The sequence below is a fragment of the Phytoactinopolyspora halophila genome (genome assembly GCF_003287285.1).
GTDB lineage: Bacteria > Actinomycetota > Actinomycetes > Jiangellales > Jiangellaceae > Phytoactinopolyspora_A > Phytoactinopolyspora_A halophila.
On record NZ_QMIG01000004.1, the window covers coordinates 1 to 14,863 of the forward strand.

The 14,863-nt window shown below is 66.7% G+C and carries 11 protein-coding genes; 3 read left to right on the forward strand and 8 right to left on the reverse strand.

All coding sequences use genetic code 11. The features are described from left to right. Positions 1-97 precede the first annotated feature (97 nt). The 4 genes from DPM12_RS06640 to DPM12_RS06650 all read right to left on the reverse strand — a co-directional run bounded on the left by DPM12_RS06640 (position 98) and on the right by DPM12_RS06650 (position 2,755). On the reverse strand, positions 98-880 hold the full coding sequence (locus tag DPM12_RS06640; RefSeq protein WP_112257532.1) for a hypothetical protein: 783 nt from the start codon (positions 878-880) through the stop codon (positions 98-100). Positions 881-1,129: 249 nt separating this feature from the next. Then, positions 1,130-1,285, reverse strand: a complete 156-nt coding sequence (locus DPM12_RS23400; RefSeq protein ID WP_164465280.1) for a hypothetical protein — start codon at positions 1,283-1,285, stop codon at positions 1,130-1,132. Then, positions 1,286-2,002, reverse strand: a complete 717-nt coding sequence (locus DPM12_RS06645) for a class E sortase (RefSeq protein WP_158542793.1) — start codon at positions 2,000-2,002, stop codon at positions 1,286-1,288. It abuts the gene before it with no gap. A gap of 108 nt (positions 2,003-2,110) precedes the next feature. Further along, the gene (locus tag DPM12_RS06650) at positions 2,111-2,755 is read right to left on the reverse strand and encodes a TetR/AcrR family transcriptional regulator (protein WP_112257704.1); all 645 of its coding nucleotides are present in this window, start codon (positions 2,753-2,755) and stop codon (positions 2,111-2,113) included. Positions 2,756-2,907: 152 nt separating this feature from the next. On the opposite strand from DPM12_RS06650, the gene DPM12_RS06655 reads away from it, so the two are divergent. Together DPM12_RS06655 and DPM12_RS06660 are read left to right on the forward strand one after the other, a co-directional pair. After that, entirely contained in the window at positions 2,908-3,897 is a 990-nt protein-coding gene (locus DPM12_RS06655; RefSeq protein ID WP_112257534.1) for an ATP-binding cassette domain-containing protein, read from the forward strand. 4 nt (positions 3,898-3,901) lie between these two features. Then, positions 3,902-4,732 carry an ABC transporter permease gene (locus tag DPM12_RS06660; RefSeq protein WP_112257535.1) on the forward strand — a complete coding sequence of 277 codons (831 nt, stop codon included), beginning with the start codon at positions 3,902-3,904 and terminating at the stop codon, positions 4,730-4,732. 27 nt (positions 4,733-4,759) lie between these two features. Here the strand turns inward: DPM12_RS06660 and DPM12_RS06665 are convergent, their stop codons facing one another. After that, a complete protein-coding gene (locus DPM12_RS06665; RefSeq protein WP_112257536.1) occupies positions 4,760-5,500 on the reverse strand; it encodes an SDR family NAD(P)-dependent oxidoreductase in 741 nt (246 codons plus the stop codon). 97 nt (positions 5,501-5,597) lie between these two features. Between DPM12_RS06665 and DPM12_RS06670 the strand changes: the two genes are divergently transcribed. Further along, positions 5,598-6,344 (forward strand): TetR/AcrR family transcriptional regulator, encoded by a 747-nt coding sequence (locus DPM12_RS06670; protein WP_112257537.1) that lies wholly within the window; start codon positions 5,598-5,600, stop codon positions 6,342-6,344. A 410-nt stretch (positions 6,345-6,754) separates the two neighbouring features. Here the strand turns inward: DPM12_RS06670 and pyk are convergent, their stop codons facing one another. The 3 genes from pyk to gltB form a co-directional block, all read right to left on the reverse strand. Further along, entirely contained in the window at positions 6,755-8,194 is a 1,440-nt protein-coding gene (gene pyk, locus DPM12_RS06675) for a pyruvate kinase (RefSeq protein ID WP_170313672.1), read from the reverse strand. 171 nt (positions 8,195-8,365) lie between these two features. Beyond that, positions 8,366-9,835, reverse strand: coding sequence for a glutamate synthase subunit beta (locus tag DPM12_RS06680; protein WP_112257538.1), 1,470 nt, complete (start codon positions 9,833-9,835; stop codon positions 8,366-8,368). Positions 9,836-10,005: 170 nt separating this feature from the next. Beyond that, the gene (gltB, locus tag DPM12_RS06685) at positions 10,006-14,523 is read right to left on the reverse strand and encodes a glutamate synthase large subunit (RefSeq protein ID WP_112257539.1); all 4,518 of its coding nucleotides are present in this window, start codon (positions 14,521-14,523) and stop codon (positions 10,006-10,008) included. Positions 14,524-14,863: the final 340 nt, after the last annotated feature.

Sequence of the window (14,863 nt, forward strand, 5' to 3'; positions counted from 1 at the left end):
CCACGCACACACAAAGAAGGCCACCCCGAAGGATGGCCTCCCCGCTGAGATCCGAAGACCCGCTTGTGTTCATGATCAGCGGGAAGGGGCGGCGTGCTCAGGCCAGCGCGGAGCGCAAGCGCTCCAACGCCTTCTGCGAGAGCTCGTCCATGTCGAAGGCGGTCGAGTCCGAGTCGGCGGCCAGCACCACGCCGTAACCTTGATCAATCATGAAGACGATCTCCAAGGACTGGCCGATCTCGCCCTCCTCGGCCTTCTCGAAGGCGATGACCTCCTCGGCATCCACCTCAGGAGCATCGGTCTCGGACACTACCATCGTGACCTCGGCGGAACCGGCCGTTGCTTCACCGCCTTCCGGCAGGTTGAGCGTGTACTCGCCACACTGCTCGATGAACTCCGCGACCTGATCGACGTCATCGGCCGTGGCGTTCGCATACACGGCGCCGCGGAGTTCCTTCCACACGAGTTCCTCTTCTTCGACCTCCGCGACCACCCCGGCCGACTCCACGTCGTCGCGAGCCAGCGGACTGCTCGACGCGTTCTCGCACTCGGATGGCTCGACGGACGCCTCCTCGCTCTGGACCTCGACCAGCCGTTCCATGCTCGTCACCATTGTCATGTCCACAGCCGACTGAGGTCCGACCTCGGCTTCGTCAGGAAGATCATCCGCAGTGAGCAGAACCTCGGAAAGGTCAACGTCCGATCCGGCACCTGCACCGTCATCGGGCTCATCAGCGGTGTCGTCGCTGTCCGCAGCGTCGTCGTCCGCCATGCCGTTCTCCGTCTCGCTTTCGGCACCGTTGTCGCCGGTGGCGTCCTCGGCGTCCTCACCGTCGTCGCCACCACAGGCCGCGAGCACCAGGCCGGCGAGTATCGCCACACACATCCTCGTTTTACGCATGAGTCTTGCTTCATCCTCCATAGACTTCGTGCAGTCGGTCGGTCGGTCGACTTGCCAGCCGACCGACCGACGATGCTACGAGACCTCCGGCTGCTGCGCCTGCACCATCGCCGTGATACGGCTGAGATCTTTATCACCATCGGAGGACGAGCAGGCACCGATCCCAGCTAACGGGAACGCGCCCGGCAGGATCGAGACCCAGGTCCGGTTGTCCGACACGAATCGAGCTCAGTCGACGGTGACCTGGGTGATGCCCAGGGTTTCCTCGGCCCAGGGAAAGATCCACATGAACAGGGCATACACGATGACAGCGAACAGCACCAGGGACAGAATCAGCTTCGCCGGCCACGGCCCGGGCAGCTGCCGCCACACGAAGGCATACATCTAGCGCTCCTCCACGTCGATCAGGGTTCCCGTCGCATACATGCGATGCGAGGAGCCGAGTCTCGGCCAGCACGTGGTCAATGTCACGCGTGCCTCGTCGGGTTCGGTACTGCTCGGCTCTCCGGGCACCGGGTCTACCACCCAGGTGTCACTGATATTGATCTTGTTGCCGTCGGAATCGCCGTCCGGGGCGTCGTCAAGCCGGTAGGTGAAGACACCTTCTGCCGTCTCCACTTCGACGATGTCTCCGACATGCAGCTCGGGAAAGTCCGCGAAGGGTTCACCATGTCCGGCCCGGTGCGCGGCGACCCCGAAGTTGCCCAGCTCGCCCGGATCTGCGGAGTCCGGGTAGTGACCGGGACCGTTGCGCAGGTCGTCATCCTCGACCCCCTCGACGATGACCCACTCCCAATCGTCACCGAAACGTGGAATCCGGATGATGCCGTACGCGTCACCGAGCTCCAGGTCTTGCAGGCTCGACGACGAATCGCCGTCGGACTGCTCCTGGTCGAAGTCGAGCTGCTCCCGCAAGTCGTCCTGCGCCGAGGCCGTCTGCAGGCCGGTTCCCCACAGGAGATAGACCACGAACAGGAGCACGATCACGCCGGCCGTGAGTAACAGTTCACCAATGAAACCCACGAACACCGCGAACGGACTCCGTCGCGGGCTTCTTCGCCGGTGCGCATGTCGGCGCACGTCGGTCGTCTCAGGTGTCACCTGTTCTCCCAGAGATCGATCTCCGCACGAGGTCGCGAGCCGACGACGCCGGCCATCCCCACAACGACCGCATTGCCGGCGAGGTTCCATGTACGCCACATTGCGTGCTCACGCGGAGTCGATTGCCCGGTACACGCCGTCCACCACCGTCAATATCCGTGCGCCCGCCACATCAGGATCCGGCTCACCCGCATCCAGCCACGCCATGATCGACTCAATCACGATGGAGGTAGCGACCCGTGCCGCCCAGCCAGCCCAGCGCTCGTCGGTGACATCCTCGGCGAGGTATGGCCGCAGAGTCGCGACCATCCCCGCTCGTAACTCCTCGATCTCGGTGCTGGATTCCGGGTCACTGGCGGCATGCCGGAAAATCAGGCGGAACGCGTCGGGTTCGGCGCGTGCCCACTCGATCATGCCGGGCACGCTGCCCTCACCGAGCGCACCTGCCGTCGTCGTCGCCTCGTGCAAGCGCGTCACCGCTCGATCGATCACGCAGTGATACAGCTCGGTCTTCGAGTCGAAGTGCCGGTAGAGAATCATGCGGGTGACGCCGGCCGCAGCCGCGACGTCTTCTAGCCCCGTATGTGCAAACCCGCCTGAACGCGCGAACGCCCGCGTCGCGGCCCGCAGGATTTGCTCCCGGCGTTCCTCCTTGCGCAGTCGCCGACGGGCCGTCGACCTGCCGTCCGCGCGGGCCGCTCGATCGATCTCGCTACCCGCCGCCCCGGACTCCTCGTGGTCGTTCGAACCCATCGCTCCCCACTGTGCCGCCTGCGCCGTTCGCACGAGTGTAGTGGCCACACATTCGGTGCGGAGGCTCGACGGATCGGCCGCTTGCCCGTTTCCCCGACTTACTATACTTTTGCGTATATACTTTCGAGTATAAGAGTGCGAGGACATATTTCATGAACCTGCTCACCACCGAGACATCCGATCGCCATACCAACGCCACCCCCGCCATTGACGTCACGGCACTGGTCAAGCGCTACGGCGACACCCTGGCTCTCGATGCATTCGACCTGACGGTGCCCTATGGCACCGTGTGCGGCCTACTGGGACCCAACGGAGCCGGGAAGACCACCGCGGTACGCATCCTGTCCACATTGCTGCAGCCCGACTCGGGCAGGGCCAAGGTGGCCGGACTCGACGTCGTCACACACCCGGTTCAGGTGCGCTATCGCATCGGCCTCACGGGCCAGCTGCCGGCCGTCGAAGACCGGTTGACCGGCAGAGAGAATCTCGAGCTGTTCGCCCGTTTTTACCGCTTCAGCCGCACCGCCGCCCGGAACCGGGCCGCCGAGCTTCTCGAACGCTTCGACCTGGTCGAAGCCGCTGACCGGCCACCACGAGACTATTCGGGCGGCATGCGGCGCCGACTCGACCTGGCTATCAGCTTCGTCATGGCACCACCCGTGCTCTTTCTCGACGAACCCACCACCGGCATGGATCCGGGGCACCGGCAGGAAGTGTGGAACGCGATGCGCGCGCTCGTGGCGGAGGGGACAACGGTGGTGCTGACCACGCATTACCTGGACGAGGCCGACCAACTCGCCGACGCCTTGACCGTGGTCGATCACGGAAGGGTGATCGCTCGCGGCACCCCGGACGATCTCAAGTCCGCTATCGGCGGAGACCGGGTCGACGTGATCGTTGACGAAGCCGATATCGCATACGTAAGTGAGCTGCTCACCCGATCCACTGGAACCATACCGCAGGTCACACCCACTGCCAGGAGGGTGACTGTCACCGCGAACGACCGCGTGGGCACGCTCGCGCAGGTAGCGCGCACGCTCGACGACGACGGCGTCGCCGTGCACGACGTCTCCCTGCGCCGCCCCACCCTTGACGACGTGTTTGCCCACTTCACCCGGAACATCCCAGACTCTCGGAGCTGATTGCATGACAACCACACACGTGTGGCCCACGATCCCGGCGACGGCGACCACGAGGCTGCGAGCGACACTCGCCGACAGCTGGCTCATGACCCGTCGCAACCTCGTCTACTGGATCCGCTCTCCCGAAGAGCTATTCGGCAGCCTGGTGTTTCCGTTGATCACAGTGCTGCTCTTCGGATACGTCTTCGGCAATGCGATCCCCGTTCCCGGAGGAGGCGAGTACCGGGAATTCCTCATGCCCGGGCTGTTCGCGATGACGATGATCTTTGGGCTGGTCATCACCACGGGAGCCGTGGTGACCGACACGGAACGCGGCGTGACAGATCGGTTCCGGGCGATGCCCATCTCGTCGTCCGCGGTCATGATCGGCCGCAGCACGTCCGACATGGTTCGCGCAGGCGCCGATCTCCTCGTTCTCATCGGCTGCGGCGCGCTCGTCGGTTGGCGTTCGCACGGTACTGTCGCCGCCACACTAGGAGGGCTCGGCCTGTTGCTGCTGCTACGGCTCGCGCTCATCTGGGTCGGCATCTATCTTGGCCTGATTCTGCGCACCGCCGAGGGAGTATCGGCGATCTCGCCGCTCGTCTTGCCGTTCGCCATGGTCTCCAACGCGTTCGTGGCGCCAGCTCTCATGCCCTCCTGGCTCGGCACCGTGGCCGAGTTCACCCCCATGTCCGCCACCGTCACCGCGACGCGGGAACTCTTCGGCAACCCGGGACTCACCGGCGAGTCCTGGGCGGCCGAACACGCGACACTGCTGGCCGTTCTCTGGCCGCTCGTGCTCATCCTCGTATTCTTTCCCCTTGCCGTGGGGCGCTACCGAAGGTCGCGATAAATCCCGATCGGCACGAGACGTACCCACCTATGCCCCGTACCCACCGTCGACGGCGAACGAGGCACCGGTCACCCACGCACCGTCGCCGCCGGCGAGGTACGACACCATGCCGGCGACGTCGGCGGGTGTCCCGTACCGGCCCAGCGCCGTCAGGGCGCGCTCGTCCGCGGCCTCGTCGGAGTCGGCCGGGTTCATGTCCGTGTCCGTCGGGCCGGGATGGACGACATTGGCCGTGATACCTCGCGGTCCGAGGTCCCGGGCCAGTCCCTTGGTCAACCCGGTCAAGGCGGACTTGCTCATCGAATACAGCGTGATGCCCGCGACCGGCACGCGTTCGGCCAGGCAACTCCCGATACTGATGATGCGGCCCCCGTCGCCCATATGCGCCGCCGCAGCCTGCGCAGCCAGGAAGACACCGCGCACGTGGACAGCCAGGGTGCTGTCGACCTCGTCGAGTGTGACCTCCTCAAGTGGTCCCATGGGGAACACCCCGGCGTTGGCAACGAGAATGTCCAGCCGGCCAAGCTGGCGCACCGTCTCGTCGATGACCCAGGTCACGGCCTGGGGGTCGGCACTGTCAGCCGCGAGCGCGAGCGCCCGCCGACCTCCGGATTCGATCTTCTCGACGACCGTCGCCGCTTCGTCGGCTCTGCTGCGGTAGGTGACGACGACGTCCGCGCCGTCCTCGGCCAGCCTGCTTGCGATGGCCGCACCGATCCCCCGGCTGCCCCCTGTGACCACAGCCACCTTGCCCGTCAGATCCGGCATTTCCGTCCTCCTATTTTGTAACGATCGATAAATAAATTAGTATCAGGAGGCACAGCCGGAGTCAAAATCCGCACCATGGGCCGGGAGGAAGCTAGCTATGGCAGACCGTGGCCGACCGCGGTCGTTCGACCGGGATGCTGCCCTGCGGCAAGCGATGGAGCTCTTCTGGGAGCACGGCTACGAAGGAGTGGCCATCAGCGACCTCACACGCGCCATGGGCATCAATACTCCGAGCCTGTATTCCGCCTTCCACGGCAAAGCGGCACTCTTCCGCGAGGCACTGGATCTCTATGCCCGCACGGCCGGCTCGATGACCGATCGGGCGCTCGCCGAGGAACCGACGGCGCGCCGCGCCGTGGAAGCGATCCTGCGTGGGAACGCCACGCTCTACGCCCAGCCGGGCCGCCCGAGTGGCTGCATGTTCGTACTCTCCGCGACCAACTACAGCACGAAGAGCAGCGAGGTACACGACTTCGTCGCCGAGCAACGCAGGAAGACCGTCGCCGCTATCGAACGGCGGCTGGCCCGTGGCGTTCGCGAAGGTGAGCTGCCCGCCGGCACGGATGTCGGCGCGATGGCCGCCTTCTACGGCACCGTACTGCACGGAATGGCGATCGAAGCACGCGACGGGGTCTCCCGAACGACCCTGGAATCGATCGTCGACTCGGCCATGCTCGCCTGGGATACGCTCCTCCAGCAGGAGGATGCCGCAGCGGACCCTGGCGGTACCGGCGAGGCGGGCGCCAGCGGCACGGACACCGGCGATGCGGGCACCGAAGCGGGAGCCCCGACCTCTGCCGCCTCGGCAGGCACCGGCCGAGCTCCGTCAACCCCTCCGGCCTGAAGAGACCTCGGCCGAAGCCCTACGCCGTTAGAGGTCGACCTCACTATGCACCGGGCGCAGCGACCACTGCGGCTCGCCCAGTCATGCCCCTCGCCCTCGCTAGCCATGCACGTTGAGTACACCCAAGCAAGCGCTTTCCGGAACCCGGATGTGGGGATTCAGCGTGCATGGCGCGGGGATTCGGCGTGCACCAGCGGACCACGCATGCCGGTTCCGGGACTCGACAGCACATAGCGGGACGACGACGCATGCCGGATCGGCCAGCTGCCAGGAACGCGTGTGGTGCGATCCCGAGCTGGCCGTGAGAGGGGGCGCACCGGCATGCGGGGCGACCCGGCCCACGTGCTGGCCGTGAGGCGATCATCGCTATGCGGAGACGACCTCGCCCACGAGCTGGCCGTGAGGAGTGGTCACCGGTATGCGGGGGCGACCTGGCCCACCGCGTCACCGATACGGTGCACGCGCATGGCGTTCGTGGAACCGGGGATGCCGGGAGGCGAACCGGCGACGATCACCACGAGATCGCCCTTATCGCATCGCCCCTGCTCCAGCAGGACACGGTCCACTTGCTTGACCATCTCGTCCGTGTGGTCGACGTGCTCGGCGGTATAGGCCTCGATCCCCCACGAGAGGGCAAGCTGGTGCCGGGTCGACTCCAGCGGGCTGAATCCGAGCAAGGGCACCGGCGGCCGCAACCGGACCATCCGGCGAGCGGAGTCTCCCGTCTGCGTGAACGCCACGATGTATCGAGCGTCCAGCAACTCGGCGGCCTCGACCGCCGCGCGGGTGATCACGCCACCCTTGGTCCGTGGCAGCGTTCCCAGCGGTGGAATCCGTTCGTGGCCATGTTCCTCGACGGTCGACACGATCTTGCTCATCGTGCGAACCGTCTCGATCGGGTAGCTGCCGACGCTCGTCTCACCGGACAGCATCACCGCGTCGGCGCCGTCGAGCACCGCGTTCGCGACGTCGGAGGTCTCGGCCCGGGTCGGCCGGGGGTTGCTGATCATCGAGTCCAGCATCTGGGTGGCGACGATCACCGGCTTGGCCTGCTGCCGGCACATCTCGATGGCCTGCTTTTGCACGAGAGGCACGTCCCACAGCGGCAGCTCGACACCCAGATCACCGCGGGCCACCATGACGCCGTCAAAGGCGTCGACGATCTCCCTCAGGTTCTCGACCGCCTGCGGTTTCTCGATCTTGGCGATCACGGGCCGCCGGATGCCCTCGTCGTCCATGATCTGGTGCACGACATCCACGTCGTCTGCCGAGCGCACGAACGACAGCGCGATCATGTCGGCTCCGGTACGCAGGCCCCACCGCAGATCGTCCGTGTCCTTGTCGGACAGCGCCGGCACGCTGACCGCGGTCCCGGGCAGGTTGAGACCCTTGTGGTTGGAGACCCGGCCACCAAGAACCACCCGGGTCACGACGTCGTTGCCGGTGACCTCTTGCACCTCGAGGGAGATCCGGCCGTCGTCGACCAGCACCGTGTCGCCGGGCTGCACGTCACCTGGAAGGCCGGAGTACGTCGTGGAGCTGCGCTCGTCGTCTCCGGCGATGTCGTCCGTCGTGATCGTGAACTGATCACCCTGGTGAAGCAATACCGATCCCTCGGCGAACGTACCGAGCCGGATCTTGGGTCCCTGCAGGTCCACGAGTACGCCGACGTTGCGCCCGGCCTCGGCCGCGGCCTTGCGGACCCGGGCGTAGCGCTCCTCGTGTTCGGTGTGGCTGCCGTGGCTCAGGTTGAACCGCGCCACATCCATGCCCGCCTCGACCAGCTCGTGTAAGCGCTCGTCGGAGTCGGTCGCCGGCCCGAGGGTGCAGACTATCTTCGCTCTACGCACGTCTATCAACTCTAGACCTCTTCTCCTCGTGCCGACGAGCCCGATGGCCCCGCGCAGCGTAAAGTTTCCGTTATCGACACCGGAGCGTTCCCCGGTACCGCCAGGCGACATCAACACCGTCTCCGGTGCAGGTTCCCGGTCCGGCACCACCCGCGCGAGCCCGATCGTCCCCTAGACGGTCAGCGGACGATCGGCCGGCTCCACCGGTGCCGGCAACCGCTTCGCACCGGTCAGCCAACGGTCAACCTCGGCCGCGCACGCGCGCCCCTCGGCGATCGCCCACACGATCAGGGACTGCCCACGACCGGCGTCACCGGCGACGAACACGCCGGGCACGTTCGTCTCGTAGGTGCGGTCCCGAACGATGTTCGTGCGCTCGTCGCGATCAACAGCGAGCTGATCCAGCAGCGGCGATTGCTCGGGCCCGGTGAACCCCATGGACAGTAGCACAAGGTCGGCCGGGAGCTCGCGCTCGCTCCCCTCGACGGGCTCGAAACCCGACGCCGTGCGCTGCACCTCGACAAGCTTCAACGCCCGAACCCGGCCGTCGTCGTCGCCGAGGAACTCCTGCGTGGAAACGGAGAAGAGACGCTCCCCGCCCTCTTCGTGAGCGCTCGACGTGCGCAGGATCAGCGGCCATGTCGGCCAGGGGGTGGACTCGGGACGCTGCTCCGGGGGTTCGGGCATGATCTCCAGCTGCGTCACCGACGCCGCTCCCTGGCGGTGTGCCGTGCCCAGGCAGTCAGCTCCGGTGTCGCCACCACCGATGATGACCACGTGCTTGCCCTCGGCGGTGATCTGGTCCGGAACGTGCTCCCCGAGGGCCGTCCGGTTCGCCTGCGGCAGGTACTCCATGGCCTGATGGATCCCGTCCAGCTCGCGTCCCGGGATCGGCAGGTCACGGGCCTGCGTGGCGCCGACAGCCAGGACCACGGCGTCGTAGCGGCGCTTGAGTTCCTGACCGGTCAGGGTCTCACCGACCTCGATGCCGGTACGGAAGATGGTGCCTTCGGCGCGCATCTGGTCGAGCCGGCGCTCGATATGGCGTTTTTCCATCTTGAACTCGGGAATGCCGTAACGCAGCAGGCCGCCGACGCTATCGTCACGCTCGTACACCGCGACGGTGTGCCCGGCGCGGGTCAGCTGCTGCGCCGCCGCGAGACCGGCGGGACCGGATCCGATAACGGCGACTGTGTGGTCCGTGAGCCGCTCTGGAGGCTGGGGCGCGACCCACCCTTCCTCGAACGCCCGGTCGATGATCGCCACTTCGACGTTCTTGATGGTGACCGGGTCGTCGGAGATGGCCACGACGCAGGCCGCCTCGCACGGTGCCGGGCAGAGCCGGCCGGTGAACTCCGGGAAGTTGTTCGTGGCGTGCAGCCGTTCCGACGCCTCGTGCCAGTCGTCCCGCCACACGAGATCGTTCCACTCGGGAATGAGGTTTCCCAGAGGGCAGCCGTCGTGACAGAACGGAATGCCGCAGTCCATGCACCGACCGGCCTGCTCGGTGATGATCGGCAACAATGTTTTGCCGATTCCGGGTTTCGGATAGATCTCGTTCCAGTCCTGCACCCGCTCGGAAACCGGCCGGGGCTTCGCACCCTCCCGGCCAGTCGTCATGAACCCACGTGGGTCAGCCATGCGCTGCCTCCATATTCCTGGTCGGCGCCACACGCCACTGTCGAGGTCTCTCCCATCGGACGAGCACGAGAGGGCCCGGTGGGTGGAGGGCCTTCAGGGCGTGGTCGGGCGTGCGTAGGGTGACGAAGGAGCCCGAAGCGGGCGAGGAGGGCCTCCACCCACCGGGCGCCTCACCCATGCGCTGCCTCCATGATCGCCTCGTTGACGTCGCGTCCCTCGCGCTCGGCGGCGGCCTTGGCGGCGAGCACTCGCTTGAAATCACGGGGCATGATCGTGGTGAACCGGGAGGCGGACCGCTCCCAGTCGGCAAGCAGCGCATCCGCCACCGTCGAGCCGGTCTCGTCCCGATGTTTGGTGATGATCTCGTACAGCTGGTCGAGCTCCTCCGTCGATGGCTCTTGCAGCTCCACCATCTCCGGGTTCACCAGGGCAGGGTCGAGATCGAGCACGTACGCGGTGCCACCCGACATGCCCGCGGCGATGTTGCGGCCGGTGCGGCCGAGGACCACCGCGACTCCCCCGGTCATGTACTCGCAGGCGTGATCGCCGACACCTTCGACCACGGCGGTCACCCCGGAGTTGCGCACGCAGAACCGCTCGCCGGCCACGCCCCGGACGAACAGCTCGCCGCCGGTCGCGCCGTAGGCGCTGACGTTGCCGGTGATGACATTCTCTTCCGGGGCGAACGCCGCCTCGCGGTCGGGCCGGACGATGATCCGCCCACCGGAGAGGCCCTTGGCCAGGTAATCGTTGGCATCACCTTCCAGGCGCAGGGTGACGCCCCGCGGCACGAACGCGCCGAACGATTGCCCGGCGGAGCCGACGAGCGTGATGTCGATCGTGTCGTCCGGGAGACCGTCGCCAGCGAAGCGCTTGGTGATCTCGTGGCCGAGCATGGTGCCGACCGTGCGGTTGACATTGCGGATCGGCAACTGCGCGCGAACCGGCTCCCCGTGCTCCAGGGCGTCCGTGGCCAGCGTGATGAGCTGGTTGTCGAGCGCCTTCTGCAAGCCGTGGTCCTGCTCGACCACCTTGTGGCGTGGCGTGCCTTCGGCGAGCTCGGGCACGTACAGCAGCGGCGTGAGATCCAGGCCGGACGCCTTCCAGTGATCCACCGCGACCGTGGTGTCCAGCATGTCCGCGTGCCCGATCGCCTCGTCCAGGCTGCGGAAGCCCAGCTCGGCCAGGTACTCGCGGACCTCCTCGGCCACGTATTCGAAGAAGTTGACGACGAAGTCCGCGTGGCCGGTGTACTTCGTGCGCAGCTCCGGATTCTGCGTGGCGATCCCGACCGGGCAGGTGTCGAGGTGGCACACGCGCATCATCACGCACCCGGACGCCACCAGCGGTGCGGTGGAGAAGCCGTACTCCTCCGCTCCGAGCAGCGCGGCGATCACGACGTCGCGGCCGGTCTTGAGCTGGCCGTCGGTCTGCACGACGATGCGGTCACGCAGGCCGTTGAGCAGCAGCGTCTGCTGTGTCTCGGCCAGCCCGAGCTCCCACGGGGCACCGGCGTGCTTCAGGCTGGTCTGCGGCGAGGCACCGGTACCGCCATCGTGCCCGGAGATGAGCACGACATCGGCGTGCGCCTTGGACACGCCAGCGGCGACCGTCCCGACGCCCACTTCGGCGACGAGCTTGACGTGCACCCGCGCCGACGGGTTCGAGTTCTTCAGATCGTGGATCAGCTGTGCCAGATCCTCGATCGAGTAGATGTCGTGGTGCGGGGGTGGCGAGATGAGGCCCACGCCAGGCGTCGAATGGCGGGTCTTGGCGATCCATGGCCAGACCTTGCCCCCGGGCAACTGTCCACCTTCGCCGGGTTTCGCACCCTGCGCCATCTTGATCTGCAGATCGTCGGCGTTGGTGAGATAGTCCGAAGTGACACCGAAACGGCCGCTGGCCACCTGCTTGACGGCGCTGCGCCGTTCGGGATCGTGCAGGCGATCCTCGTCCTCACCGCCCTCACCGGTGTTGGACTTGCCGCCGAGCCGGTTCATGGCGATCGCCAACGTCTCGTGCGCCTCCTGGCTGATCGAGCCGTACGACATCGCGCCTGTGGAGAACCGCTTCACGATCGACTCGACCGGTTCGACCTCCTCGATGGGCACCGGCGGGCGCGCGCCCTCTTTAAAGCCGAACATCCCGCGCAGCGTCATCAGGCGTTCCGACTGCTCGTTGACCCGGCGGGTGTACTGCTTGAACACGTCGTACCGGCCGCTTCGCGTGGAGTGCTGCAAGCGGAACACCGTCTCGGGGTCGAACAGGTGATATTCGCCCTCGCGGCGCCACTGGTACTCGCCGCCGACCTCGAGCGTGCGGTGTGCGGGCGCCGTGCCGCCCGGCGGGTAGGCACGCACGTGCCGCCGCCGGACCTCCTCGGCGAGGACGTCGACGCCGACGCCGCCCAGCCGCGAGGTGGTGCCGGTGAAGTACCGGTCGACGAGCTCTCGCGACAGCCCGATCGCCTCGAAGATCTGCGCGCCCGTGTAGGACGCGACCGTCGAGACCCCCATCTTGCTCATGACCTTGAGCACGCCCTTGCCGAGCGCCTTGATGAGGTTCGCCACGGCCTTCTCCGGCTCGACGCCGGGAAGCAGCGTTCCCCGGCGGGCGAGATCCTCGACACTCTCCATCGCCAAGTACGGGTTGACGGCCGAGGCGCCGTAGCCGATGAGAAGCGCGACGTGGTGCACCTCGCGGACGTCTCCCGCCTCGACGACGAGCCCGACCAGGGTGCGCGTCTTCTCCCGCACCAGGTGATGGTGCACGGCGCTGGTCAGCAGCAGCGACGGGATGGGCGCCCGGGTGGCATCGGAGTGCCGATCGGACAGGACGATGATCCGGGCACCGGTGTCGATCGCCTTCGACACCTCGGTGCAGATCTCGTCCAACCGGCGCGACAGCGCGGCGCCGCCCCCGGCGACGTCGTACAGACCCCGCACGACGTGCGTGGCATAGCCCGGAAGGTTGCCGTCCTGGTTGATGTGGATGATCTTCGCCAGATCGTCGTTGTCGATGACCGGGTACGGCAGCACCAACTGGCGACACGACGCCGGGCCGGGCTCGAGCAGGTTGCCTTCCGGGCCGATGGTGCCGGCCAGCGACGTCACCAGCTCCTCGCGGATCGCATCCAGCGGCGGATTGGTGACCTGGGCGAACAGTTGCGTGAAGTAGTCGAAGAGCATGCGCGGACGCTCGGACAGCGTCGCGATCGGCGTGTCGGTCCCCATCGACCCGATGGGTTCCGCGCCCGCCTTCGCCATCGGCGTGAGCAGCACGCGCAGCTCTTCCTCCGTGTAGCCGAAGGTCTGCTGCCGGCGCGTGACGCTGGCGTGGGTGTGCACGACGTGCTCGCGCTCGGGAAGGTCGTCGAGGTGCATGAGCCCGGCATGCAGCCACTCGCCGTACGGCTTGGCCTGCGCCAGCTCGCTCATCACTTCGTCGTCGTTGACCAGACGGTGTTCGCTCAGGTCCGCGAGGAACATGCGGCCCGGCTCCAGCCGGCCCTTGCGCACCACCTTCGACGGCTCGACGTCGAGGACGCCCGACTCGGACGCGAGCACCACGAGGCCGTCGTCGGTGACCCACCAGCGCCCGGGACGCAGCCCGTTGCGGTCGAGCACCGCGCCGAGCTGGTTGCCGTCGGTGAACACCACGCACGCCGGGCCGTCCCACGGCTCCATGACCGTGCTGTGGAACTCGAAGAACTCCCGGCGCTCGGCGGGGAGATTGGCGTGGTTTTCCCACGCTTCCGGGATCATCATCCGCACAGCGTGCGGCAGGCTGCGCCCGCCCAAGTGCAACAGTTCAAGAACTTCGTCGAAGCTGGCGGAGTCCGAACCCGTGGGATCGACGATCGGGTACAGCCTGCTGAGATCACCCGGGATGAGGCCACTGGACAGCAGCGACTCGCGCGCCCGCATCCAGTTGCGGTTGCCCTGCACGGTGTTGATCTCGCCGTTGTGCGCGACGTACCGGTACGGATGCGCCAGCGGCCAGCTGGGGAACGTGTTGGTGGAGAACCGCGAGTGGACGACGGCCATCGCGGACGCGAAGCGCCGGTCGGAGAGATCCGGGAAGAAGGGTTCCAGCTGTCCCGTGGTCAGCATGCCCTTGTACACGAGGGTGCGCGCCGACAGGCTCGGGAAGTAGACGTCCGCCTCGTGCTCGGCGCGCTTGCGCACCGCGAACGCGCGACGCTCCAGATCCATGCCGGTGACCCCGCCACCGGTGCCGCCGACGAAGAGCTGGCGGAAACGCGGCATGGTCGAGCGCGCCGTGGCGCCCACCAGCCCCGGCGTCGTCGGCACGTCACGCCAGCCGAGGACGTCGAGCTCTTCCTCGCCGACGATCCGCTCGATGGTGTCGACAGCCTTCTGTGCTGCCTCATCATCGTCGGGCAAGAATCCCAGACCGACAGCGTACGAGCCTTGTTCGGGCAGTTCGAAGCCCACCACGGCCCGGAAGAAGGCATCGGGGATCTGCACGAGAATGCCCGCCCCGTCACCGGAGTCGGGTTCGGATCCCGAGGCTCCCCGATGGTCGAGGTTGGCCAGAACTTTCAACCCGTGGTCGACAATCTCGCGGCTGGGGACGCCATCCAACGTGGCCACGAACGCCACGCCACAGGCGTCGTGCTCGAACTGCGGGTTGTACAAGCCCTGGGTGGCAGGCATGAAGCGCATCGGCACTCCCGTCGTCGTCGAAGTGACAGCGGGTGGGACAGCGCTGGCCCAGACAACTCTCTTCGAGAGTTTGGAGGAGATTACATCACGAGCACAAGATCACGTTGTGCTGTCTCAGCATATGTGGACATACCGGGTCCACCCCGAACGGCGCCTGTGCCGTACGCAATACCAGCGACACCACCGAAAATGGCACATCCCGGCCGCGTGCTCGATATTGCGTCTTGCAACCTTACCGCACGTGACACGTTTATGGATATGCGACAAGCCGCTCACCGGACGGCGGCGACCCCGCCGCCGTCACCGTGACGTCCGCATCCGTCACCGTACCGGGAACGGC